The sequence below is a fragment of the Mycolicibacterium sp. MU0053 genome, assembly GCF_963378095.1.
Classification (GTDB): Bacteria; Actinomycetota; Actinomycetes; order Mycobacteriales; family Mycobacteriaceae; genus Mycobacterium; species Mycobacterium burgundiense.
Map to the genome: position 1 here is coordinate 4,764,336 of NZ_OY726397.1, position 22,908 is coordinate 4,787,243.

25 protein-coding genes and 1 pseudogene are annotated in these 22,908 nt (G+C 67.8%); 14 read left to right on the top strand and 12 right to left on the bottom strand.

The annotated features are described in order from the left end of the window. Positions 1-50 precede the first annotated feature (50 nt). On the bottom strand, positions 51-1,379 hold the full coding sequence (locus tag RCP80_RS22635; protein ID WP_308479811.1) for a cytochrome P450: 1,329 nt from the start codon (positions 1,377-1,379) through the stop codon (positions 51-53). Between the two features lie 100 nt (positions 1,380-1,479). Between RCP80_RS22635 and RCP80_RS22640 the strand changes: the two genes are divergently transcribed. Further along, the gene (locus RCP80_RS22640) at positions 1,480-2,085 is read left to right on the top strand and encodes a TetR/AcrR family transcriptional regulator (RefSeq protein WP_308479812.1); all 606 of its coding nucleotides are present in this window, start codon (positions 1,480-1,482) and stop codon (positions 2,083-2,085) included. Here RCP80_RS22640 and RCP80_RS22645 read toward each other — a convergent pair. From RCP80_RS22645 to RCP80_RS22670, 6 genes are all read right to left on the bottom strand, one after another. Then, positions 2,078-2,590, bottom strand: a complete 513-nt coding sequence (locus RCP80_RS22645; protein WP_308479813.1) for a hypothetical protein — start codon at positions 2,588-2,590, stop codon at positions 2,078-2,080. The two genes, RCP80_RS22640 and RCP80_RS22645, sit on opposite strands and share 8 nt — an antisense overlap. A gap of 6 nt (positions 2,591-2,596) precedes the next feature. Further along, on the bottom strand, positions 2,597-3,913 hold the full coding sequence (locus RCP80_RS22650) for a hypothetical protein (RefSeq protein ID WP_308479814.1): 1,317 nt from the start codon (positions 3,911-3,913) through the stop codon (positions 2,597-2,599). Next, the gene (locus tag RCP80_RS22655; protein WP_308479815.1) at positions 3,910-4,311 is read right to left on the bottom strand and encodes a hypothetical protein; all 402 of its coding nucleotides are present in this window, start codon (positions 4,309-4,311) and stop codon (positions 3,910-3,912) included. Before RCP80_RS22655 ends, RCP80_RS22650 begins: the two co-directional genes overlap by 4 nt. Further along, positions 4,305-4,481, bottom strand: a complete 177-nt coding sequence (locus tag RCP80_RS22660) for a hypothetical protein (RefSeq protein ID WP_308479816.1) — start codon at positions 4,479-4,481, stop codon at positions 4,305-4,307. The genes RCP80_RS22655 and RCP80_RS22660 overlap by 7 nt, the downstream gene beginning before the upstream one ends. Beyond that, positions 4,478-6,331: a hypothetical protein gene (locus RCP80_RS22665; RefSeq protein ID WP_308482986.1), complete on the bottom strand. Its 1,854-nt coding sequence runs from the start codon at positions 6,329-6,331 to the stop codon at positions 4,478-4,480. Before RCP80_RS22665 ends, RCP80_RS22660 begins: the two co-directional genes overlap by 4 nt. Before the next feature lie 105 nt (positions 6,332-6,436). Next, complete coding sequence (locus RCP80_RS22670) at positions 6,437-6,814, bottom strand: STAS domain-containing protein (protein ID WP_308479817.1); 378 nt, start codon at positions 6,812-6,814, stop codon at positions 6,437-6,439. 354 nt (positions 6,815-7,168) lie between these two features. Between RCP80_RS22670 and glgX the strand changes: the two genes are divergently transcribed. The 4 genes and pseudogenes from glgX (at position 7,169) to RCP80_RS22690 (ending at position 13,474) form a co-directional block, all read left to right on the top strand. Next, on the top strand, positions 7,169-9,316 hold the full coding sequence (gene glgX, locus RCP80_RS22675) for a glycogen debranching protein GlgX (RefSeq protein ID WP_308479818.1): 2,148 nt from the start codon (positions 7,169-7,171) through the stop codon (positions 9,314-9,316). 56 nt (positions 9,317-9,372) lie between these two features. Next, positions 9,373-11,291, top strand: a pseudogene (locus tag RCP80_RS22680) (flavin-containing monooxygenase). Positions 11,292-11,324: 33 nt separating this feature from the next. After that, positions 11,325-12,350 carry a zinc-binding dehydrogenase gene (locus RCP80_RS22685; protein ID WP_308479819.1) on the top strand — a complete coding sequence of 342 codons (1,026 nt, stop codon included), beginning with the start codon at positions 11,325-11,327 and terminating at the stop codon, positions 12,348-12,350. 59 nt (positions 12,351-12,409) lie between these two features. After that, positions 12,410-13,474, top strand: a complete 1,065-nt coding sequence (locus RCP80_RS22690; protein WP_308482987.1) for a glycoside hydrolase family 183 protein — start codon at positions 12,410-12,412, stop codon at positions 13,472-13,474. On the opposite strand, the gene ampC is transcribed toward RCP80_RS22690, so the two are convergent. From ampC to RCP80_RS22705, 3 genes are all read right to left on the bottom strand, one after another. Then, positions 13,456-14,640 carry a class C beta-lactamase gene (gene ampC, locus RCP80_RS22695; RefSeq protein ID WP_308479820.1) on the bottom strand — a complete coding sequence of 395 codons (1,185 nt, stop codon included), beginning with the start codon at positions 14,638-14,640 and terminating at the stop codon, positions 13,456-13,458. The genes RCP80_RS22690 and ampC overlap by 19 nt on opposite strands. 157 nt (positions 14,641-14,797) lie before the next feature. Then, positions 14,798-15,193, bottom strand: coding sequence for a heme-binding protein (locus RCP80_RS22700; RefSeq protein WP_308479821.1), 396 nt, complete (start codon positions 15,191-15,193; stop codon positions 14,798-14,800). Positions 15,194-15,270: 77 nt separating this feature from the next. Next, a complete protein-coding gene (locus tag RCP80_RS22705; protein ID WP_308479822.1) occupies positions 15,271-15,813 on the bottom strand; it encodes a cysteine hydrolase family protein in 543 nt (180 codons plus the stop codon). Positions 15,814-15,940: 127 nt separating this feature from the next. On the opposite strand from RCP80_RS22705, the gene RCP80_RS22710 reads away from it, so the two are divergent. The 6 genes from RCP80_RS22710 to usfY all read left to right on the top strand — a co-directional run bounded on the left by RCP80_RS22710 (position 15,941) and on the right by usfY (position 20,742). Then, complete coding sequence (locus RCP80_RS22710; protein ID WP_308479823.1) at positions 15,941-16,153, top strand: hypothetical protein; 213 nt, start codon at positions 15,941-15,943, stop codon at positions 16,151-16,153. Positions 16,154-16,163: 10 nt separating this feature from the next. Next, positions 16,164-16,925 carry a beta-phosphoglucomutase family hydrolase gene (locus tag RCP80_RS22715; RefSeq protein ID WP_308482988.1) on the top strand — a complete coding sequence of 254 codons (762 nt, stop codon included), beginning with the start codon at positions 16,164-16,166 and terminating at the stop codon, positions 16,923-16,925. Further along, the gene (locus RCP80_RS22720) at positions 16,922-19,273 is read left to right on the top strand and encodes a glycoside hydrolase family 65 protein (protein WP_308479824.1); all 2,352 of its coding nucleotides are present in this window, start codon (positions 16,922-16,924) and stop codon (positions 19,271-19,273) included. The genes RCP80_RS22715 and RCP80_RS22720 overlap by 4 nt, the downstream gene beginning before the upstream one ends. A gap of 133 nt (positions 19,274-19,406) precedes the next feature. Further along, positions 19,407-19,646: a microaggregate-binding protein 1 gene (mbp1, locus tag RCP80_RS22725; protein ID WP_308479825.1), complete on the top strand. Its 240-nt coding sequence runs from the start codon at positions 19,407-19,409 to the stop codon at positions 19,644-19,646. Between the two features lie 118 nt (positions 19,647-19,764). Then, positions 19,765-20,388, top strand: coding sequence for a flavodoxin family protein (locus tag RCP80_RS22730; RefSeq protein ID WP_308479826.1), 624 nt, complete (start codon positions 19,765-19,767; stop codon positions 20,386-20,388). Between the two features lie 42 nt (positions 20,389-20,430). Then, complete coding sequence (gene usfY / locus RCP80_RS22735; protein ID WP_308479827.1) at positions 20,431-20,742, top strand: protein UsfY; 312 nt, start codon at positions 20,431-20,433, stop codon at positions 20,740-20,742. A gap of 36 nt (positions 20,743-20,778) precedes the next feature. On the opposite strand, the gene RCP80_RS22740 is transcribed toward usfY, so the two are convergent. Next, the gene (locus RCP80_RS22740; protein ID WP_308479828.1) at positions 20,779-20,922 is read right to left on the bottom strand and encodes a hypothetical protein; all 144 of its coding nucleotides are present in this window, start codon (positions 20,920-20,922) and stop codon (positions 20,779-20,781) included. A gap of 144 nt (positions 20,923-21,066) precedes the next feature. Between RCP80_RS22740 and RCP80_RS22745 the strand changes: the two genes are divergently transcribed. Together RCP80_RS22745 and RCP80_RS22750 are read left to right on the top strand one after the other, a co-directional pair. Continuing rightward, complete coding sequence (locus RCP80_RS22745) at positions 21,067-21,324, top strand: DUF7218 family protein (protein ID WP_308479829.1); 258 nt, start codon at positions 21,067-21,069, stop codon at positions 21,322-21,324. A 33-nt stretch (positions 21,325-21,357) separates the two neighbouring features. Next, positions 21,358-21,528, top strand: a complete 171-nt coding sequence (locus tag RCP80_RS22750) for a hypothetical protein (protein WP_308479830.1) — start codon at positions 21,358-21,360, stop codon at positions 21,526-21,528. A gap of 4 nt (positions 21,529-21,532) precedes the next feature. Here RCP80_RS22750 and RCP80_RS22755 read toward each other — a convergent pair whose 3' ends face one another. Next, the gene (locus tag RCP80_RS22755) at positions 21,533-22,291 is read right to left on the bottom strand and encodes an endonuclease/exonuclease/phosphatase family protein (RefSeq protein WP_308479831.1); all 759 of its coding nucleotides are present in this window, start codon (positions 22,289-22,291) and stop codon (positions 21,533-21,535) included. Positions 22,292-22,338: 47 nt separating this feature from the next. Here RCP80_RS22755 and RCP80_RS22760 point away from each other — a divergent pair, with 47 nt between their 5' ends. Then, entirely contained in the window at positions 22,339-22,908 is a 570-nt protein-coding gene (locus RCP80_RS22760) for a hypothetical protein (protein WP_308479832.1), read from the top strand.

The following is a 22,908-nucleotide window of genomic DNA, read 5'->3' on the forward strand; positions in this document are numbered from 1 at the left end:
CACGTCCTCGATCGTCGCATGTCCGACCGCGCGCCCGCACGATGGTCGGCCTAATCGCGACGCAACACCGTGATCCGTCCACCCTTTTTGGGCGTGAACGCCACGCCGCGCGAATGCCATTTCTCGCCGGGTCGATCGGTGGTCGCAATGGTGAAGTGGCGCAGCACGGTTCGCAACACCACATCCATCTCCATGTTGGCGAAGGCGGCACCGACACAGCGCCGGGTGCCGCCACCGTACGGAATCCAGGCCATCACGTTGGGCCGCTCCCCGACGAAGCGGTCGGGATCGAAGCGGTCGGGATCCGGGAATTCGTCGGCATTGGCATGCACCCGGCCGATCGCGACGGTCACCGAGTACCCGCGCGGAATCCGCCACTGCCCCAACTCGAACGACGGCGCATAGACGTGCCGGCCCGCGAAGTCGATGACGGTGCGGTTGCGCTGCACCTCCAGGATGGTGGCCTGCCGATACTGATTGCCGTCGGTGGCGGACTCGGCCACCAGCTTGTCGAGCACCTCGCGGTGGCGCGAAATCCGTTCGAACGCCCACGCCAAGGTCGAGGCGGTGGTCTCGTGGCCGGCGGCGAGCAGGGTCAGTAGTTCATCGCCGATCTCGCTGGCGGACATCGGAGTTCCGTCTTCGTAGGTGCTGCGCAGCAGCAGCGCCAGCACGTCGGTGCGCTCGTCGAAGCGGGGATCGTTCTTCACCTGATCGATCAGCACGTTGACGGTTTCGTTGTACTGCCGGCGATAGTTCGCCAACCGTCCCCAGGGGGTGTAGCGGCCGTAGTTGCGCTCCGGGGTGGGCAGCACGGCGGCGCGCGAACCCAGCGTCACCCAGGGCGGAATGATCCGGCGCAGCGTCTCCAGCTCCGCGCCGTCGGCGCCGAAGATCGCCCGCAGGATGATGTTCAGCGTGATCCGCATCATCGGCTCGAGGGTCTCGAACTCCCGGCCATGCGGCCAGGACGCCGATTCGCGCAGGGTTTCCTCTTCGACGATCTTCTCGTACTTCTTCATCGCCTTGCCGTGGAAAGGCGGCGTCAACAGCTTGCGCCGCCGTCGATGCTCGGCTCCGTCGAGAGCGAAGACCGAACCCGGCCCGAAGATTCGGCTCAGATTGGGCTGAATGTTGCCCAGATCGTCGGTGCTGGCGGTGAATACCTGCTTGACCAGGCTGGGATCGGTGACCACGACCATGTCGCCGAACAGCGGTACCCGCAGCCGGAAGGCCTCGCCGTACCGCGCGGTCATCGCGTCGATGACCTGCCGCCGGAAGAACCCGTAGCCGATGCCCTGCACCAGAGTGGGCAGGCGCGGTGCGGGTGGCAGCTTGATCGACTCCACGACTGCGGGATCGACGGTGGTTTCGGTCATGGCGCGCCTCCAAACTCCGCGACGGTACCGACGCGTACCGCGGTGGTGTGGAGTACGGTACCGGTAAGTACCAACCGTGGCAAGGGTCGTAGGGAGAGTCATGACCGCCGGAACCGTCGCGTCCACCGAGGTGGACCCCGTCGGCGACGACCCGTTCCGCCACCGACTCTTCGAGGGTTTGTCGGGGTCGATCAACGAACGCGGCTACCGCGACACCACGGTGGCCGACATCGTGCGACATGCCAAGACGTCGAAGCGCACGTTCTACGCGCACTTCGCCAGCAAGGACGACTGTCTGCTGGAACTGCTCGACGTCGACAACATCCGCACGATCGCCGGCATCCGCGCGGCAGTCGATCCCGAGGCCGACTGGCGCACGCAGGTCGAGCAGGCGATCGACGCCTACATCACCGCCATCGAGGCGCATCCGGCGCTGACGTTGACGTGGATCCGGGAGTTCCCGGCACTCGGCGACGCCGCCCGACCGGTGCAGCGCCGCGGGATGGACCGCTTCATCGATCTGTTGATCGAGATGACGGCCGGTCCCGGATTCAGCCGGGCCGGTCTGCGGCCCGTGCAGCGCCAGACCGCCTTGATCCTGCTCGGTGGGCTGCGGGAACTCACCGCCCACACCATGGAGGACGGCGAAGACATCCGCGGGATCGCCGATGCGGCGGTGCGCGCCTGCGTCGGTCTGGTCAGCTGAAGGGCCGCACCGGCAGCACGAAGGCCAGCGGCCGCCGGAAACCCATCCCGGCCAGGCTCGCACCCCGGATCTGATCGGCGCTCACGCGCAGCGTCTGGCCGGATGACGGTTCATAGCAACGGAATCCGTCCTCGCGCCAGCCCGTCAACAACACCCAGTGCCGCGGGATCGTGTTACCCACCAGCATGGGAACCGGCCAGCCCAGCAGCACCGCCTCGCGTACCTCCAGCAGCCGGTCCCGGCGCGGCCAGGCCAGGCGCCAGCGGTACTGGCGGGCGCTGTGGGCGTTCAGTGCCGCGGCCATGCCCCTCGGCGTGGTGCCCAGCGCCCGCGGCCAGCAGCGGTTGAGTCGACGATGCAGCCGCCCCTGTTCGGCGGCAAACCATTCGGGAGCGGCCAGCCGGTCGGCGTAGTCGGGGTCGAGTGCCGCCGCGGCCACGATCGCCACGGTCGGACCGCAGGTGACGCCGTCGCGTTGCCGCCATCGCGGGTCCAACCGAGGCATCGCTCGTCATCCGCCGAACAGCAGATAGAGACCCGTGAACGTGTAGGCCACCATGACCACCATCATCGCCAACTGACCGGTGAGCTGATGCCGCTTGGGCAGCAGCCGCAACGCCGCATCGTGCGCCGCGATCACCCCGGCCATGTGGCCGACGACCACACCGGCAACCTTGAGGGTGGCCAGCACGGTGGGATGCATCGACAGCAGGTAGCTGACCTCGGCGTTGCCGAGCCCCAGCAGGTTCCAGCCGCGATCGAGCGGATCGGCCAGCGCGATGAGGGTCTGCTGACCGCGCTCGATCAGATACGACAGGTAATGCGCGAACACGTACCCGAGGACGATCGGGACGAGCGAGTGCGCGAGCAGGCCCGGCAGGGCACGGCGCTGTGCCCGGTCGACGCCGCCGGTGGCGCGCGCGGCGAACCAGAAGGTGGTCGCGACAGCGCCGATGAACCCGATCAGGCCCGCGGTGTTCACGGCGGTCGCGGCCCACCCGCCGTCGGCGAGGCGTTCGACGAACCCGCGCCACTGCGGCATCGCGGAGAAACTATCGAAGGCCGTGGATCCGAGCAGCACGGCCAACACCGCGACCGTGCCGGATCGAACCGGCAGCGACGGCAGGTGATCGAATGGGTTGCCCACCACCAGGTTTCCGGCCGGATTGCGGCGAAACGGCGACACTCGCGAGGCGACCATGCTGTACACCTCGAACGGGTCCGCCCGGGCAAACCACCGGGTCCCGAACAGCGCGGCGCCGGCGAACGCGAGGACGACGTAGCACAGCAGCCACGTCTTGATCGCGGACAGGGCGCCCGGATTCGGGCTCGCGAGCTCCAACCACACGAAGGCGAACAACCCCAGCGCCGCAGGTCGATACCCCCAGCCGGCGGGGTAGGCGCGCAGCCCCGTCGTCCGGTCGCCCCGCACCAGCCGCCACAGGGTCCGCGGCGGGGAGAACGCCCGCCACACCGGACCCACCAGCACCGAGACCGCGACCAGCCCGACCCACAGCAACACGTAGAACGCGCCGGGCAGGGCATTGCGCGCGTCCTGCGGGCCGAAGACCGCGGCCAGCACCACCCAGAGCGCGAAGGCCAGCGTCAACAGACCCAGCGCGAGGCGAACGGCCGACGAGTCGACCAGCCGGGCCACCCAGCGCGGCAACCGGTGGCCGGGCGCGGCAGGATCGAATCTCGGTGTGCGCCAGGCCAGCGCCACCACCGCGAACGTCAGCGTCAACGCCCACGCCGCGCCGATCAACGCATAGGTGTACGGGATGGGCAGATCCGTGGAGCCGCCGACCCCGTGCGCCAGCAGCGTCACGGACGCACGTGAATGGTCGCGACGACCCGTCCCAGATCATGTAGTTCCACCTCGACGCGACCCGGCACGTCGACCGTGAAGGTGAACTCCTGATCCGTGGCAGGCTGCACCGCAAACGTGTGCTCGGGCACCGCATGCACATGCAGTTCGTCGGCGGCATCGCTGTCCACCCGCAGCATGATCGGCTCTCCCGCCGTCGCCTGCAGCGTCTCGTTGACCGGCGTCACCATGCCCTGCGAGATGGTGACGTCGACGATGATCGGCTCGACTGCCGGCGCGGACTCCGCCGGGGCCGGCGCCGAGGACTGGGCGGCCTCGGGAGCCGTCGTCTCCTGCGCGCCGCCGCAGCCCGCCAGCAGCACCGTGCACGCGAGGACCGCCCCCACCCGAATCACCATGATCGCTCGTCGCTTTCGTCAGAATCGTCGGCTTGGTCGGGGTCCTCGGGGGTGCGGCGGTCTCGCATCGCCACGAACAGCACCACCCCGGCGACCACCACGGCCGGGGCCAGCGCGGGCAGCGCCAACAGCAGCGTGTGGTCGGCCAGATAGCTCGTCGACGCTGTCACGACCGCGGCTTGACCTTCGGCTTCGGGGGCATCAGACCCGCTGGGGCAGAATCGCTTCGGTTGATCCGACCGGCCCCCCAGGTCAGTGCCGCGATCAGCAGCAGCGTGCACACGAGCACCACCAGCGATGCCACCCCGAACAGCCACGACGGGTGGTCGAAGTTCCGTTCCCGCTGCAGGATGGTGACTTCGGGAACGAAGTCGCGGGTAAATGCCGCCTCGGCAGGCATCCCCGGGGCCCCGATCCCGGGATCCTCGGGCAGGAAGATCGGCACGCCGGCCATGATGCGGCCGTCTTGCACCCGTAGCAGCGCCTTCCAGGATCCCCAGACCGGGATCGGCTGGGTGGAGCGGTACTGCCCCGGTTCGATCCGCTCCAGCCGGTCGACCACCAGGCCGCGATCGTTCTCCAGGCCGCCCTGCCACGCCAGGATCGTCACCCACTCGGGATCATCGCCGATCAGATCCGCGGGCTGGATCCGCACCTCGGCCGACACCATCCGCTGGCCCGGATCGGCCGGGAGATCAGTCAGGGTGATTGCGGCGGAGGCGTTTTCGGGAACCTCCAGGCGCAGCCCATTGGCCACCGCGCCGCCGATCGCCAGCACCGTCAACAGCACCCAGGCGATGCCGACGGCGGGCCTGGGCAGCGGTGTGCCGGTGAGCACCATGGCCAACATCGCACCGCAGATGCCCATGAACACCGCCACGGGCACCGCCATCGCCAGCGCCTCCGGCCACATGCTCATCGGCCACGGGTAGCGGTACACCGCGGCGATCCAGAACGACTCGAGCCACAGACCGACGGTCCCCACCGCCAGACCGCAGACCGCGCCGAACGCGATGTGGCGCTTGAGCAGCGGGGTCAGGGCCAGCACCTCGACGACAACCGCGGCACCGAGGTAGAGCGGGAACCAGTTGATGGGCGCACCCAGGCCGGGGCCCACCACCAGGGCCACCGCGCCACGCAGCAGCACCGACAGCACGGCGGCGGCGATCGCGGCGCCGGGTCCGAGGACCAGGCGGGCGGCCACCAGCGCCAGCGCGGCGGCGCCCGCGATCATCATGGGCTGCAGCACCAGCCGGAACTGCTCGACACCGAAGTCGTATTCGATCTGATAGACCGACAGGCCGACCACCAGGCCGCCGAAGGACAGGTACCGCAGAAACGCGATGCCCTTGCCGTCCCGCGGTGGTGCCGCCTCGGCATCCGATTCGGCGGCCTGCTGCGCCATCGCCCGTCGGCCCTCGTACTCCAACAGCAGGACGGCGATCAGGGACAGTCCGGCGCCACCGATCAGCATCAGATGCGTCGGTCCCCACAGCGTGACGTCCTGACCGAAGATGCGGTGCCAGATGTCGTCCAGCGGGAACCCGATCAGCGCGTACAGCCCGCACACGGTCATGAGCAGTCCGCCCACCGGCGCGTACCACGTGCGGGTGATGCGTACCGCCGAGGATCCCGGTTTGTCGTACGGCAACACCACCGCCGAGGCGCCGGCGATGAACAGCATGAACAGGCCGACCAAAATGAAGTAGTGCGCGGGGTTGGCCAGCGGGCCGGAGTCCCGGCCGTTGCCGATGTGCAAGCTGACATCCCAGATGAACCCGAACAACGCGCAGATCAGCGTCGCGGTGAACAGCAGGATCTGCAGCGCCACCCACGGCGGGCGTTTGAACCGGTGCCCGAGGCGCTCGGCGAGGTTGTTGAGCCAGGTGATGCGTCGGGTCCGGTGCTGGTAGCCGATCCAGAGCAGGGCCACCGTCACCACCGTGGCCGCGACCGACAGTCCGATCACCTCGTCGATCGCGGCGCCGCCACCTTCGGGAGTTTGCGCCAGCAGTGTCACGTCCACGTTTTCGAGTATGGAGGTTCGGCGCTAAGTTCTCCGGGGTTCGTGGCGATTCACCGCGTCGACGGCACCGTTTTTCGGCGACGGCAATTGCCGAGCGAGCTACCGAGCGACGAGGTGCAGTCCGGGTTCGTGGTCGCCGCGCAGTATCGCCAGCGCGGCCTCGACCGATCCCGCGCTCAGCAACTGACCGGCCGGGTCGCAGACCCGGAGCGCACGCGCCACCGCCGGACTCGACACGATCACCCACGCGGTGTCGGCGAGCTCGGCCTGGATGCGGTGCAGCGCAGAAACTCCTTGCGTGCCAAGGAATTTCAGCCCTGACAGATCCACCACCAGGAACTTGCAGTGCGGTACCAGACCCAGCACGTAGTCGCCGAAGCGTTCTGCGTTGGCGGCGTCGATCTCACCGTGGGCGCTCACCGCGGCGGTGTGGAGATCCAGCCACCGGTGGCGCACGTTCACCGTGCGAAATTCCACCGGTCGCTCGGTTTGGGCTTTGGTTATTGAAGACATGTGATGTCCCGTCAGTAGTCGAAATTCGTACTGCGGACTGCGTCGTTTCGAGATGCGCCACTGGCGACCACAGGAATTCGGGCCTGCTCGTTACCCAGGTGTTGCTGACGGTTCCGGCGGCTGTGAACTCAACCTGGGTCCAAGGTTAACGCACTTCGGCTCCCCGTGGCGACTTCCTCACGAAACTCTCAGCCCGCATCTGTGCTGGTGGTCATGGTGTACCGCACGGCGACGGCGGGAACTCGCTACGTTTAAGCGTGCACAGTGCGCGCAGGAAACGAGAAGTGGGTGAAGCACAACGTGACGAGTTCAGCACCGGTGACAGTGACTGAGGTGTGGCCGGGAAAGGCCTATCCGCTCGGCGCGACCTATGACGGGTCGGGTACCAACTTCGCCCTGTTCAGCGAGGTCGCCGAGCGGGTCGAGTTGTGCCTGTTCGACGACGACGGCGCCGGCGGGCTGCGGGAGACCCGCATCAAACTGCCCGAGGTCGACGGATTCGTCTGGCATGGGTTTCTGCCGGGGGTGGAGTCCGGGCAGCGCTACGGCTACCGCGTACACGGGCCCTACGATCCGGGCAGCGGCCACCGGTGCAACCCCAGCAAGCTGCTGCTCGATCCCTATTCCAAGGCCATTGACGGCAACTTCAACTGGGATCAGTCGCTGTTCGGCTACAACTTCGGCGACCCGGACAGCCGCAATGACGACGATTCGGCGGCGAGCATGCCGAAGTCGGTGGTGACCAATCCCTATTTCGACTGGGGCAACGACCGCCCGCCGCAGCATGAGTACGCCGATACCGTCATCTACGAAACCCACGTCAAGGGACTCACCCAGACGCACCCCGATATTCCGGAACAAGCGCGCGGCACCTACGCCGGCATCGCGCACCCCGCGATCATCGACCACCTCACCTCGCTCGGGGTTACCGCGGTCGAGTTGATGCCCGTGCACCACTTCGCCAACGACTCGACGCTCATCGACAAGGGGTTGGCGAACTACTGGGGGTACAACACGATCGGCTTCTTCGCACCCGATGCCAAGTATTCCTCGAGCACCACCCCCGGCGGTCAGGTGCAGGACTTCAAGGTGATGGTGCGCGCCCTGCACGAGGCGGGCATCGAGGTGATCCTCGACGTGGTCTACAACCACACCGCCGAGGGCAATCACCTCGGCCCCACGGTGTCGATGCGCGGTATCGACAACGCCGCCTACTACCGCCTGGTCGACGATGACAAGCGGTACTACATGGACTACACCGGCACCGGCAACAGTCTCAATGTCGGGCATCCGCATTCGTTGCAGCTGATCATGGATTCGCTGCGGTACTGGGTGACCGAGATGCACGTCGACGGGTTCCGGTTCGATCTGGCCGCCACGCTGGCCCGCGAGTTCTACGACGTGGATCGGCTGAGTACGTTCTTCGAACTCGTCCAGCAGGACCCGACGGTCAGCCAGACCAAACTGATCGCCGAACCCTGGGACCTGGGCCCCGGCGGCTATCAGGTGGGCAACTTCCCGCCGCAGTGGACCGAGTGGAACGGCAAGTACCGCGACACCATGCGCGATTTCTGGCGCGGCGAAGCCGCCAGCCTCGGCGAGTTCGCGTCCCGGCTGACCGGATCGGCGGACCTCTACGAGCACACCGCGCGCCGACCGGTGGCATCGATCAACTTCGTCACCGCACACGACGGGTTCACGCTGCGAGACCTGGTGTCCTACAACGACAAACACAACGACGCCAACGGCGAGGACAACAACGACGGCGAGTCGCACAACCGGTCGTGGAACTGCGGGGTCGAGGGCCCCACCGACGATCCGGAGATCACCGAACTGCGGGCCCGTCAGCAGCGCAACTTCCTGACCACGTTGCTGCTTTCCCAAGGTGTGCCGATGATCAGCCACGGCGACGAACTCGGCCGCACCCAGGGCGGTAACAACAACGGTTACTGCCAGGACAACGAGATCACCTGGGTCGACTGGGAGCAGGCCGACGCCGACCTGTTGGCGTTCGTCCGCAAGGTGTCCGCGCTGCGCGCCGACCATCCGGTGTTCCGTCGGCGCCGGTTCTTCACGGGCCGGCCGGTGCGTCAGCGCGGGTCCACGGGCCTGCCGGACATCTCGTGGTTCCGGCCCGACGGGTCGGAGATGACCGACGACGACTGGGACTCCGGGTTCGGCAAATCGGTCGCGGTGTACCTCAACGGTCAGGGCATTCCCGGCCTGGACCGGCGCGGCCACCGCGTCGTCGACGACTCGTTCGTGCTGTGCTTCAACGCTCACCACGAACCCATCGAGTTCACGCTGCCGCCCACCGAACTCGGCGACCGTTGGCAGGTGGTCACCGACACCGCGGTACCGGAGAACGGGCACGGCGACGCCACCATGGCCGCGGGCAGCACGGTGATCGTCGAGGGACGTGCCCTGGTGGTGCTGCAGGCGGCCGACGAACCGCAGACCACGTAGTAGACACTTTCGCGCGTCTGTTCACCGTCGTCGCGGTGATCGGTTAGCCTCGGCGCATGCGCAACCCGCACGCCGGTGTGCCGTTCGCCAGCTCCGACGCCGAAATCGCCGCCGCGCTGGAGGACGTGTCGATCCCCACGCTGCTGCTGTCGTGCGTGCACATGAGCGGGGATCCGACGCTGCTCGACGGTCCGCTGCGCCCGGCCGGGTTGTTCCTCAACGAGGTTCAGGGCTACCTGTCCGAAGCGGACAAGACCGCCGCCCGCCGGCTCGCGCTCGACATCATCCGGGACTACCGCGACCGCGGCTGCCCCGAGCCCGCGCCGATCGGCCCGGAGCTGCTCAAGCGGATGATGGACTGGCTGGTGTGCGCCGAGGTCCCCGACGAGTACGTCCCGATGCTGCTCGAGGAGATGGAACTCGACGGTCGCGACAGCCGTGACCCCCGCCCCTCGGCCCCCGCGACGGACCGGGCGGACTTCCCGGTGGTGGTGATCGGGTGCGGGCAATCCGGACTGCTGGCCGCGATCCGGCTGCAGCAGGCCGGGATTCCCTACACCGTCATCGAGAAGAATTCCGGCGTCGGCGGGACCTGGTGGGAGAACACCTACCCCGGGGCGCGGGTGGACGTCGGAAACCACTTCTACTGCTACAGCTTCGAGCCCGACGACCACTGGACGGAGTACTTCGCGCAGCAACCCGAACTGCAGGCCTATTTCCAGTCCGTGATGGCGCGGCACCGGATCACCGAACGGGTCCGGTTCGACACCCGGGTGCTCGACGCGACGTGGCAGGAGGCCACGGCCAGTTGGGCCGTCCGGATCCAAGGTGCCGACGGCGCCGAGGAGACCCTGCGGGCCCGCGCGGTCATCAGTGCCGTCGGTCAGCTCAACACCCCGCTGGTGCCCGAGTTCGCCGGCGCCGAGTCGTTTGCCGGGCCGGCGTTTCACACCGCCCGCTGGGATCACGACGTGAACCTCGACGGGAAGCACGTCGCGCTCGTGGGCGCGGGCGCCACCGGTTTCCAGGTCGCCCCGGCCATCGCCGACAAGGTCAAGAGCCTCACCGTCTTTCAACGCACGGCGCAGTGGATGTTTCCCAACCCGAACTATCACGAGGCGGTGGGCCCCGGCGTCCGGTGGGCGCTGCGGCACCTCCCGTTCTACGGCCGCTGGTACCGGTTCCTGATCTTCTGGCCGGGCTGCGACACCGGCCTGGCCGCGGCCAAAGTCGATCCCGACTGGCCCGATCAGCAGCGCGCCGTCAGCGCGGCCAACGACCTGGCCCGAATGATGTTCACCGAAGCCAGGTCGACGGCGACCCCGACCTGCTCGACAAGGTGATTCCCGACTACCCGGCCACCGGCAAGCGGACCCTGCAGGACAACGGCAGCTGGCTGCGCACGCTCACCCGCGACCACGTCGAACTCGTTCGCACCCCGATCGATCGCCTCGAATCGGACGCGGTGGTCGCGGTGGACGGCACCCGCTATCCCGCCGATATCCTGGTGTACGCCACCGGTTTCCGGGTCAACGACATGCTGTCCTCGGTCCAGATCTACGGCCGCAACGGAATCGAACTGCACGAGGCCTGGGGACAACGACCCGCGGCCTATCTCGGCATCACGATTCCGGATTTTCCGAATTTCTTCTGCATGTACGGTCCGGGGACCAACCTGGCCAGCGGCGGCAGCCTGATCTTTCACTCCGAATGCCAAATCCGTTACATCATGGGATGTCTGGACCTGCTGCTGAACCTCGGAGAGCGTGCGATGGAACCGCGCCGGGACCGCTACGACGACTGGTATGCGCGCTCGCAGGCCGAACTCGACACCATGGTGTGGTCCCAGCCCAGCATCAAGCACAGCTTCTACCGAGACGACCGCGGCCGGGTGCATTCGTTGAGCCCGTGGCGCCTGGTGGACTACTGGGCGTGGACCCGCGCGCCGGATCGGGATGATTTCGCGTTTTCTTGACCCCCGCCACGGCGAGCGCTACGAAGGAGGGTGATGCGCACCGTTGTGATAGACGCCCCAGGTCAAATCCGTATCGACACTCGGCCCGATCCGGAGTTGCCCGGACCGGACGGCGTCGTGGTCGAAGTCGTGGCCACCGCCATCTGCGGATCGGATCTGCACTTCTATGAAGGCGACTATCCGTTGTTCGATCCCGTGGCACTGGGCCACGAAGCGATCGGCACGGTGGTCGAGAAGGGCGCCGAGGTCCGCACCGTCGAGGTCGGCGACCTGGTCCTGGTGTCCTCGGTGGCCGGCTGCGGCGCCTGCATCGGATGTGCCACCCGCGACCCGATCAACTGTCTGTCCGGACCGCAGATCTTCGGTGCAGGTGCCCTGGGTGGAGCGCAGGCGGATCTGTTGGCCGTCCCGGCGGCCGACTTCCAGCTGCTCAAGATTCCCGACGGCCTCGACACCGAGGAGGCGCTGCTACTGACCGACAACCTGGCCACCGGCTGGGCCGGCGCCCGCCGCGCCGACATCCCGCCCGGTGGCCCCGTCGTCGTGCTCGGCTTGGGGGCGGTCGGCCTGTGCGCCGTGCGCAGTGCCATCGCCCAGGGCGCCGGCACGGTCTTCGCCGTCGACCCGGTGGAGGGCCGCCGCGACCGGGCCGCGCTCAGCGGTGCGACGCCGGTGGCGCCGCCCGCGCTGGAGGCCGTCATGGAAGCCACCAAGGGCCGCGGCGTCGCATCGGTGATCGACGCGGTGGGCAGCGACGCCACGATGTCCGCGGCGCTGTCGTTGGTGCGGGCCGGCGGGACCGTCTCGGTGATCGGCGTACACGACCTGACCTCGTTCCCGTACCCAGCCACGATGTGTCTGCTGCGCAGCATCACGCTGCGCGGCACCACCGCACCGGTGCAGCAGACCTGGCCCGAACTGGTCCCACTGATTCAGTCCGGTCGGCTCAACACCGCCGGAATCTTCACCCACTCGATGGCCCTCGACGACGCCGCCGCCGGTTATGCGGCCGTCGCGGCCCGCACCTCGGATTGTGTGAAGGTGACGCTGACGCCGTGAGCAGGGTCGCGCGGGCGCTGGCAGTGCTGCGCGGCCGTGACGAGTTCGCGCAGGCGGCGTTGCCGCCGGGCGCCCACACCGACGGCAAGATCGCCGATCTGACCGGGCCCGGCATCACCGACCGCTGGGGGGTGACCGCCACCGACCTGGGAGCGGTGGTGCGCGCGGGCAACGGGAAACTCGTCGCGGTCTTCGGGGACACCTTCGCCGGGCCCAAGGTGGGCCGCGGCGACTGGCGCTCGCCGGTGATCCTGATCGGCGCCGGGGATGCCCGTACCCCGATCGTCTGGCAGCAGGCGGGCGGCCCCGATCCCGACTATGCCCGCCAGCTGCGCCACTACATCCACGATCACGGCCCGCACTGGAATCGCGGCGGCATCAGCACCGTGCTGCCGTCGGACCTGCTGCGCGTCGAGGACATGCTCTATCTGCACGTGATCGTCAATCGTGGTTTCCCCCGCGTGAGCTGGACCGAGATCTGGTCCTCCGCCGACAACGGCACCACCTGGGAACATTTGGGTGAATCGGCGAAGTTCCGGTCGAATCTCCACGACGGCCACGCGCAACTGTGGTCGTGGGACTACGACCCCGACGATGGCTGGGTCTACATCGCCTCGACGGGTTTCCAACGCGACAAGGGCATCATTGTGCGCCGGGTCCGTCCGGCGGCCATCGGTACGGCCTCGGCGTATCGGGCCTGGGGTCGACAACGCGGCGGCAGCTGGGGCTGGGGCGAGGCGGCCGAGGTGCTGACGCCGGCCGCGGAGCGCTGGGGGGAGTTGTCGCTGCGGCGGCTCGGGCCCGGCAAGTGGGTGCTGGGCGGGTTCCTGGCCTCGGAGTACGCACTGGGGTACCGCGTCCTGACCGCTCCGACCGCACCGCTGGCGAATATGCCCGTGCAACAGCCGATCTCGGGATGCACCTGGCCGCGGGAGAGCCACGTCGATTGCCGGGTCGCGCAACTATACGGTGGCTACCTGCTGCCCGGTTCCCAACTGGACGAACCGGGCGGGGTGGGGTTGGTCGTCTCGCACTGGAACACCAAGCGTGGCTGGCCCTATCGGGTCATGCAATTCCGGGTCACCCTGCGTGACACCACCGAAGCTCAGGGGCCGGCCAGCTGATCGAGGACGGCGTGCGCCGCGGTAATGCGGGCCGGGATCGGGACGTTCTTGTTCGCCAACATCACGATGCCGATCCGCTGCTCGGGGACAAAGGCCACGTAGGCGCCGAAGCCGTCGGTGGAACCGGTCTTGTTGAACAGCGTCGCGGTCGACGACTCCTGCGCCGACACCGCCGTCACGGGCTGCGGTTGGGCACTGACGGTGCTCGAGTTGCCCGCCAACAATGAGTCGAGTGAAACCGGGTACCGGTACTGCTCCCAACCCAGACCCTGCACCATCTCACCCACGGCGAAGTGCCGGGCGTGGGTGGCTTCGACCGCGCGGCGCAGTTCCGGTTCGAGGTCCTCGGGTCGCATATTGGCGTCGACGAAGCTGATCAGGTCGGCGGCGGTGGTCTTGACGCCATAGGCCTGCGCGTCGAACACCCCCGGATTGACCCGGACCGGCTCGCCTGCCTTGTTGTATCCCCAGGCGTACTCGGCGTTTTCGGCGTCGGGCACCTTGAGGTAACTGTGCGTGAGCCCCAACGCGGGAAAGAGCCCGGATTCGATCGCCGTCGCAAAGTCCTGATCCATGGCGGCCGCGGTGGCGTGGCCCAACAACCCGATGCTGGGATTCGAGTACTCGCGCACCCGACCCGGTGGCGCGGTCGGCGTCCACTGTTGGAAATAGGCCGTCATGCTGGCCTCGTCGGTGACCGTGTCGGGGAACTGCAGCGGCAGTCCACCCGCGGTGTAGGTACCCAGGTTGAGCAACGTGGCCTCGTCGATCGGGCGCTCACGCAGTTCGGGCAGGTGCGTGCCGGGATGGTCGGTGAGCGACAGCACGCCGCGTTCCTGCGCCAATGCCGCCAGCAACGCGGTGAATGTCTTGCTCACCGAACCGATTTCGAACAAGGTGTCGGCAGTGACCGCGGCACGGGTGGCCGTGGATGCCACGCCGTATTCGAAGAAGTGCTGCCGACCGTCCACGCTGACCGCGACGGCCAGCCCCGGCACGTCGTACTCGTCCAACAGGGGGCCGTACGCCGCGTCGACGGCCGAGGCGAGCCCGCCCGGCGGTGCCGTCCCGGGGTCCTCCTCGGTGCTGGGCGTACAGGATGCCAGCAGCAACGTCAACGCCAGCAACGCGGCGAGCGCAGGATGCGCAATGCGTCGACCGAACATCAAGGGACGGCGCGACTTCCGGTGAGACTGCCGAGGGCCACTGCCACTGACGCGGCCCCCATCGGCATCAAACGGAACAGGTGGCGCAAACCCGACTCCCCACGTGTTGGCGGTACTCAACCGGCGCGTGCTGGTGATCTCAGCAGCCTACCAACCCTCACCCGGCCTGAAACTCGTTGAACGCGTCCACCAGATCGCCGGGGACTCCGGCGGAACCGCAGCGATTCCGCAGATCCACCAGCGGCGCGGTGATGTTCTTCAGATCCATGTACTCCCCCGGGTTCGCGGTGAAGTAGTTGCGCACCGTCGTCCGGGCCTCTTCGCGCGGTTGGGTACGCGCGTCGCTGAGCACCCGGTCGGCGCCGGGATGCGCCGCCAGGTATTGGCTGGCGGCACCGGACACCGAACTGATGGTGCCGGCCGCTTCGCTGACCGAACAGGGTGCGGCCGAGGCCACCGGTGCGGCCAAGCCGGCCAACGCGATACCACCGACAACACAGCCGGCCAACGTCGCGCGGCGGCTTCGACGCAGGGTTTCAGAGGTCGAATTCATGTGGTTTCCTTCGGTCGCAAAGACTGGCTGGTAGGTGGATTGGGCTTACCCACGCCCGAAAAGGGCGAAACACCGCCTCATCCAGGCAGGCACTGCGCCGCCGAGACGATGCTGGCGCCCATGTTGCGCTCCATCATCGCCACCGCGGCACTGCCCATTTCCGCGTCGATGTGGGCGACGCCGTCGCGGACCACCACCAGTTCGAAATGTCGCACGTAGGCGTCGAGGGCGCTGTACAGCACGCATTGTTCGGTGACCTGCCCGACCAGCACCACCCGCTTGGTGTCCAGGCGGGATAGCAGATATTCGAGCGCGGTGGCGTAGAAGACGCTGTGGCGCACCTTCGTTACGAAGTCGCACCCCGGCGGCGGCACCACCGGTTCCACCAAATCGGGCCGCGCACCGTCCAGTGCGGCCCGCACCAGGTCGCTGGGCTGGGCGCTGAAGTCGCCGTAGTTGTCGTTGATGTACACCAGGTCGACGTCGTCGCGGTCATGAGCCCGCTTGATCACGTCGGCGACCGGGTCGATGATCTTGGCGACATTCGGTATCAGCAGGTCCGCATCCGGGTGCTGGTAGGCGTTCATCATGTCGATCACCAAGACCGCGGTGTCGGTCATCTGCCAACATCTCCTCTCACGGGCGCCGGCGCGGACGCGCACCGGCGGACCTCCCCCACATACCCACCTGCGGCCGCGCCCAACTCACCCGGGTGTCAACTGTGGGCACGCCGGGTAATCCGGGCTGGTGAGCGAGAACGTGGAGATGGAATTGGTCGCGCCGACCGCGATCGTCAAGGGCGACGTCATCGAGGACCCCGCGGGTGGGCGCTGGTTGACAGTTACCGAAACTAAGATGCTCACTGATGCGGCCGACGGCGCCTACAGCTTCTACGGCTCGGGGCCGGACGACCGCGTGACGTACGAGGGTTCCGAACTCGTGAAACGCAAACGACGATAGTGAGTCAGCCATCTCGAACCACGACCAGCCCGCGGGGCCCACGCCGCTGGGGCTACCCCGCAGCGTCCGCGCCTGCCTGTTCGACCTCGATGGCGTCTTGACGGACACCGCCAGCGTGCACCACAAGGCCTGGAAGACGATGTTCGACGAGTTCCTGCTGTCGGTCGACACCGGTCAACGGCCGTTCGACGACGCCGACTACCGCGCCTACGTCGACGGTAAGACGCGTGACCGGGGTGTCCTGAGCTTCCTGACGAGCCGGGGCCTGACGCTGCCCGGCGGCGCCGCCGACGACGGCCCCGACGCGGTCACGGTGCACGGCCTGGCCAACCGCAAAAACGTCGTCTTCCAACGCCTGCTGCGTTCCGACGGGGTGACCGTTTTCGAGGGTTCGCGGCGCTACCTGCGCGCGGTGCGCGACGCCGGGGTCGCCATCGGCGTGGTGTCCTCGAGCGCCAACGCCGCGGCGGTGTTGGACCTCGCGGAGCTGACCCGGTTCGTCGACTGCCGGGTTGACGGGGTCACCATCCGCACCGAAGGAATGCCGGGGAAACCGGCGCCCGACTCCTTCCTGCGGGCCGCCGAACTGCTCGGGGTCGCGGCCGTCGATGCGGCGGTGTTCGAGGACGCGATTGCCGGCGTTCAGGCCGCCCGCGCCGGCGGCTTTGGCATCGTGGTGGGCGTGGACAGAATCGGAGACCCCGAAGCACTGCGCGAGAACGGCGCGGATCTGGTGGTCGCCGATCTGGCTGAATTGCTGGGATCGCGGTGAACGCCGATCCGCGGTTTCCGGTGGAACCCTGGCAGCTCCGCGAGACCAGTCTCGATCTTGATCTGCTCGCCCGCTCCGAGTCGCTGTTCGCATTGTCCAACGGGCACATCGGATTACGGGCAAACCTCGATGAGGGTGAGCCGTACGCCCTGCCCGGCACCTATCTCAACTCGTTCGTAGAGCAGCGTCCGCTGCCGTATGCCGAGGCCGGCTACGGCTATCCGGAGACGGGCCAGTCGATCATCGATGTCACCAACGGCAAGGTGCTGCGACTGCTGGTCGACGATGAACCATTCGACGTCCGCTACGGCGAACTGCTCGAACACGAGCGGACCCTGGACCTGCGTGCCGGCACCCTGACCCGGCGGGCCCGCTGGTGTTCGCCGGCCGGCAAGAAGGTCGCCGTGCGCTCCACCCGGTTGGTGTCGCTGCCCCAGCGCGCCATCGCCGCGATCGAGTACATCGTCGAAGCCGTGGACGAATACTGCCTGATCACCGTGCAATCGGAGTTGGTGGCCAACGAGGATCAGCCCGAACCTTCGGCCGACCCGCGCGTCGCGGCGATCCTGCGGAAGCCCTTGGAATCGGTCGCGCACGAAGGTTCCGGGCACGAAGCCGTCTTGGTGCACCGGACCCGCGTGAGCGATTTGACGATGGCCGCGGCAATGGATCACCTGGTCGAGGTGCCCGGCCGCGTCGAGGTGTCAACCGAGAGCAGCCCGGATCTGGCCCGCACCACCGTGATCTGCGGGCTGCGGCCCGGCCAGCAGTTGCGGATCGTGAAGTTCCTGGCCTACGGCTGGTCCAGTCTGCGGTCCCGACCGGCGCTGCGCAGCCAGATCGCCGCCGCGATCTCGGCGGCGCGCTACACCGGCTGGCAGGGTTTGCTCGACGCGCAGCGCAATTATCTCGATGACTTCTGGGACTGCGCCGACGTCGAGGTCGAGGGCGATCCGCCGCTGCAACAGGCGGTCCGGTTCGGACTGTTCCACGTGCTGCAGGCCAGCGCCCGGGCCGAGCGCCGCGCCATCCCGGGCAAGGGCCTGACCGGCACCGGCTACGACGGGCACGCGTTCTGGGACACCGAGGGATTCGTGCTCCCGGTCCTGACCTATACCGCGCCGGATGCCGCGGCCGACGCCCTACGCTGGCGCGCTTCGACCTTGGAACTGGCCAAGCAGCGCGCGGCCGAACTCGATCTGACCGGTGCCGCGTTCCCGTGGCGCACGATTCGCGGTGAGGAGTGCTCCGCGTACTGGCCGGCCGGCACCGCGGCCTGGCACATCAACGCCGTCGTCGCGATGGCGTTCGAGCGCTACCGATTGGTCACGGGCGATCACTCGTTGGAGGCCGAGTGCGGCGTGGCGGTCCTGGTCGAAACCGCGCGGCTGTGGAACTCGCTGGGCCACCACGACCGACACGGTGTCTGGCACCTCGACGGCGTCACCGGACCCGACGAGTACACCGCCATCGTCCGCGACAACTTGTTCACGAACATGATGGCGGCGCACAACCTGAAGGCCGCCGCGGGGGCATGTAGACGCAACCCCGAGATTGCCGAACAGCTCGGGGTCACCGGCGAAGAGGCCGAAAGTTGGCGTGCCGCAGCCAAAGCGGTAGCCATCCCGTTCGATCACGAACTCGGTGTGCACGAGCAGAGCGAGGGCTTCACCCGGTTGCGGGAGTGGCCGTTCGACGAAAACGCCAAATATCCGCTCCTGCTGCACCAACCCTACGTCCGGCTCTATCCATCGCAGGTCATCAAGCAGGCGGATCTGGTGTTGGCCATGCACTGGCTGGGCCATCAGTTCACCGATGAGCAAAAGGCGCGCAATGTCGACTATTACGAGCGTCGCACCACCCGCGACTCGTCGTTGTCGGCCTGCACGCAGGCGGTGATGTGCGCCGAAGTGGGTCATCTGGAATTGGCACACGCCTACGCCACCGAGGCGGCGCTGATCGACCTTCGCGATCTGCACCACAACACCGGCGACGGGTTGCACATGGCCTCGCTCGCCGGCGCGTGGACCGCGCTCGTCGACGGCTTCGGCGGGCTCCGCGACGACGAGGACATCCTCACCTTCAAGCCAGCTCTGCCACAGCGCATTTCACGATTGGCGTTTCGCTTGCGTTGGCGCGGATTCCGACTCAAGGTCGACATCACCGCTGACACCACGACCTACACGCTGCGCGACGGGCCCGACGGCCGGATAAAGATCCGGCACTGCGAGCAGGAGTTGGAGTTGACCACCCGCGGCGCGGTAACCGTACCGACGCACCGCCGCGAGCCCATGCTGCCGCCGCCGTCACAACCGCCCGGACGTGCGCCGATCTACCTTCGCGACTAGCGCTGGCGTGGGCGGGACCACACCGCCAACGCCGACGGGGTGTTTGATCCGTCCCACGGTGGGGAAAGAACTGTCCCGACAGATTGGGGAGGGTCCCCACGCGCCTTGGCGTGCACACCTGAAGGAAACCGAGATGGCGGACAACAACAGCGGGCCCGCGGAAGCGGTCAAGGGCGTCGTCGAGGGCGTCAAGGGCAAGGCCAAGGAAGTGATCGGCACCGTCGCGGGCCGTGACGATCTGCAGCGCGAGGGGCAGGCCCAGCAGGACAAGGCCGACGCCCAGCGCGAGGCTGCGCAGAAGGAAGCCGAGGCCGAGAGCGCCCGCGCCACCGCGAAGGCGAACGAGGCCCGCCAGCGGGCCGAACAGGGGTAGGTGCCGGCCTGACATTAACGCCGTAGGGCCCGCTTCCCCGCCGGGAGGCGGGCCCTTGCGGGCGCGGCCCCGGCCCGGCCGCGGTTTTGAGACGCGCCTGGGCGGGTAGCCGATGGCCATGCCCGACACCGGACAACCGTTGCAAGCGCTCGCACTGGTATGCAGCCTGAAACCCAGTCCGGCGCCCTCGAGTAGTGCGCTGATCGCCGAGCACGTCTTCGAACACCTGCGCGCCTCGGGAGTCGAGTGCGAGGCGGTCCGTTGCGTGGACTTCGATATTGCCCCCGGTGTCGAAACCGACATGGGCGGCAGCGATCAGTGGCCGTCGCTGCGGTCGAAGGTCCTCGCCGCGGACATTCTGTTGCTCAGTACCCCGGTGTGGCTGGGGCATCCCTCCAGCATCACGCAGCGGGTGTTGGAACGGCTGGATGCCGAATTGTCCAACACCGACGACGCCGGTCGACCGGTCCTCGCCGGCCGGGTCGCGATAGTCAGCGTCGTCGGTAACGAGGACGGTGCGCACAAGGTCATCGCCGACGTGCTGCAGGGACTCAACGATGTCGGGTACAGCGTTCCGGCGCAGGGCAGCACCTACTGGAACGGCCGGGCGATGGAGTCCGTGGACTACCAAGATCTCGATGAGGTGCCGCCGCCGGTGGCCTCGGCCACCGCTGCCGCCGCCCGTAACGCCGTGCACTTGGCCGGTCTGCTGCGACAGGCGAAATACCCCGCCTACCAATGAGTTTCATTCCCAATCAATGCACTCTCAGGAGAGGACAGAACAATGGGTGACACAACTCATGACCCGGTCGATCATGCTCGCACCACCCGGCCGCGCGCCGGCGAGGCGATGAAGGATGGCAAGAACCTGCCGGGGCTGATCACGATGGGGCTCGGCGTGGCTGCGCTGGTCATCTGCCTGTTCCTGTTCGCGGCGGGGCACCCGACGGCCGGAATCGTGGCCGCCGTGGCGGCCGCGCTCCTCATGGGCGGCGCGCTGACCTGGATGTTCTTCACCCACCGCCGGGTGAGCCGACTGCAGCACCAGTGGGCGGCCGAACATCCCGAGGCAGCCGAGCCGCCCAGGACAAGCTAGCCGCTCGCCCCGCCGGCCAACTCATCGCGAGGCGGCTCAGTCGGGCGGTTCCGGCACCTCGCCGGAGGATTCGGCGTCGGGGATGTCCTCGCTGGGCGTCTTGGCCGCCTCCTCGACGCGGCGACGCTGCGCTTTGTCGTCATCGCCCTCGTCGTCATAGATTCCACGTCCGCGCGGCATGCATTCCTCCGTTGCTGGTCGTCTCGGACCCACCCCGTTCGGACATACCCTCCCACCGCGACCCTCAACCACGGCCCCGGTTTTGGTCCGCGCGCGCGCGGGCACTCTGTCCGCAGCACAGACAACGAACAAGGAGGTAGGACCATGCCGAACTCGTCGATCAAGAACGAGAAGCTGTACGAGGACCTGCGCGAAGACGGCAACTCCAAAGAGAAGGCGGCGCGGATCGCCAACGCCGCGGCGGCCCGTGGCACGTCCGCGGTCGGCCGTAAGGGCGGCAAGTCCGGATCGTACGAGGACTGGACGGTTCCCGAGCTCAAGAAGCGGGCCAAGGAACTCGGCATGTCGGGTTACTCCGACCTGAACAAGGACAAGTTGGTCGCCAAGCTGCGCAACCACTGATCCGTCCGGCGCACTATGACAGGAGGAGCCGCCATGGCCCCCGAGGACGACAAGAAAACCGAATCCGACGTCGAACCCGACGACAAGGTGGCCCAGTCCCGGGCCGGAGAAGACGCGGACGGCGCCTACGTCGGTCAGGCGTCCTCCGACGACGATTTCGACAGCGGTGAGACCGGTGCCGAGGCGCGTTCCGGCCGCACCTGAGCCGCTACCGGATGTCGACCACCAGCGGACGGTGATCGGACAGCAGTGCCGGCGGCGCCGCACATCCGGCGGCGCGCAGGTCGGGCGCGTCGGTCAGAATGTGATCCAACTGGTGCTGCGGCGCGTGGCCGGGGAAGGTGTGCGCGCTCGCCAGAGCCCGCATCCCGGACCACCGGCGCGCAGCGGCCGGCCCCAGGTTCAAATCGCCGATGAGGAGCCGGGGTCCGGGCAGCGCTTGCAGTTCCCGGACGAGGTGGCGCAATTGCCGGCGGTTGGAACCGGGAATGAACGACAGATGCGCGGTCGCCACGGACAGCGCTCCCAGCGGCGTGTCCATCCTGGCGATCACCGCAGTGCGGGGCTCCTCGTCCACCATGGTGATCCGGTTGGGTCCGCGCAGGAACAGCGGCAGCCGCACCGGGATTCGCGGCAACCGCACCACCCGCCAGTCGGTCACGGGGTATCGGCACAGCAGCGCGATGCCGTATGCCGCGGTGCCGGGTTGCTCGAGGCCGGTGGCCGCCATCCAGGTCGCTCCCGGGGTGCCGGCGATCGCGGCCACGAACCGGTGCGCCACCGCCCCCATCGCCTCCGCAGCCACCTGGGTGAGATCGATCCGGCCGGAACGGTGTTGGTGCAGATCCACCTCCTGCAACGCCAGCACGTCGGGATCGAGTTGTTGCACGCACGCCCGCAGTCGCTCGGGGTAGACACCGTCGCCGACGGTGCGGCCGTGCAGGATGTTGAATGTCGCAACCCTCATCGCTACCGACTACCCACCCGTCGGCGATCTCATGGCAGGACCCTGCCGTGACCCCGGAAAAGGAGGCGTTGCGCCAGGCCCTGCGCGGCGCCGCCTCGGCACTCAAAGATGGTGGTCCTCCGTTCGCGCTGGCCGGAAGCTACAGCCTATGGGCTTACGGCGCACCCGAACCGGTGCACGATGTGGACTTCGTGGTTGCCGAATCCGCCACCGAGGCCGCCGTCGCGACGCTGCGGGAGGCGGGTTTTGTCATCGAACGCCCGCCGGAGGACTGGCTTTTCAAGGCCCACCCGGACGGTGCCCCGGACGTCACCGTCGATGTTCTGCATCGGGTCAACGGTCGGCCGATCGGCGTCGAGGAACTCTCGGAAGCACAGGAGCGTGATGTGCTGGCAATTCGCATGCCCGTGCTGCCACCCAGCGCAGTCCTGATCCAGAAACTGCGCGCGCTCGGTGAGCATGACTGTGACTTCGCCGCGCTGCTGCCGGCGACCCGGGCCGTCCGCGAACAGCTGGACTGGGACCGGATCGAGCGAGAAACCGTCGACAACCACTATGCCGCAGCATTTCTCATGCTTACGGTGCGGTTGGGACTGCGCGTCAAGGATGAGGTGTGA

Coding starts and splice junctions, on each gene's coding strand:
- RCP80_RS22635 (WP_308479811.1), bottom strand. CDS start 1,379: ATGACCGAAACCACCGTCGATCCCGCAGTCGTGGAGTCGATCAAGCTG.
- RCP80_RS22640 (WP_308479812.1), top strand. CDS start 1,480: ATGACCGCCGGAACCGTCGCGTCCACCGAGGTGGACCCCGTCGGCGAC.
- RCP80_RS22645 (WP_308479813.1), bottom strand. CDS start 2,590: ATGCCTCGGTTGGACCCGCGATGGCGGCAACGCGACGGCGTCACCTGC.
- RCP80_RS22655 (WP_308479815.1), bottom strand. CDS start 4,311: ATGGTGATTCGGGTGGGGGCGGTCCTCGCGTGCACGGTGCTGCTGGCG.
- RCP80_RS22685 (WP_308479819.1), top strand. CDS start 11,325: ATGCGCACCGTTGTGATAGACGCCCCAGGTCAAATCCGTATCGACACT.
- ampC (WP_308479820.1), bottom strand. CDS start 14,640: ATGTTCGGTCGACGCATTGCGCATCCTGCGCTCGCCGCGTTGCTGGCG.
- RCP80_RS22700 (WP_308479821.1), bottom strand. CDS start 15,193: ATGAATTCGACCTCTGAAACCCTGCGTCGAAGCCGCCGCGCGACGTTG.
- RCP80_RS22705 (WP_308479822.1), bottom strand. CDS start 15,813: ATGACCGACACCGCGGTCTTGGTGATCGACATGATGAACGCCTACCAG.
- mbp1 (WP_308479825.1), top strand. CDS start 19,407: ATGGCGGACAACAACAGCGGGCCCGCGGAAGCGGTCAAGGGCGTCGTC.
- RCP80_RS22730 (WP_308479826.1), top strand. CDS start 19,765: ATGCCCGACACCGGACAACCGTTGCAAGCGCTCGCACTGGTATGCAGC.
- usfY (WP_308479827.1), top strand. CDS start 20,431: ATGGGTGACACAACTCATGACCCGGTCGATCATGCTCGCACCACCCGG.
- RCP80_RS22740 (WP_308479828.1), bottom strand. CDS start 20,922: ATGCCGCGCGGACGTGGAATCTATGACGACGAGGGCGATGACGACAAA.
- RCP80_RS22745 (WP_308479829.1), top strand. CDS start 21,067: ATGCCGAACTCGTCGATCAAGAACGAGAAGCTGTACGAGGACCTGCGC.
- RCP80_RS22750 (WP_308479830.1), top strand. CDS start 21,358: ATGGCCCCCGAGGACGACAAGAAAACCGAATCCGACGTCGAACCCGAC.
- RCP80_RS22755 (WP_308479831.1), bottom strand. CDS start 22,291: ATGAGGGTTGCGACATTCAACATCCTGCACGGCCGCACCGTCGGCGAC.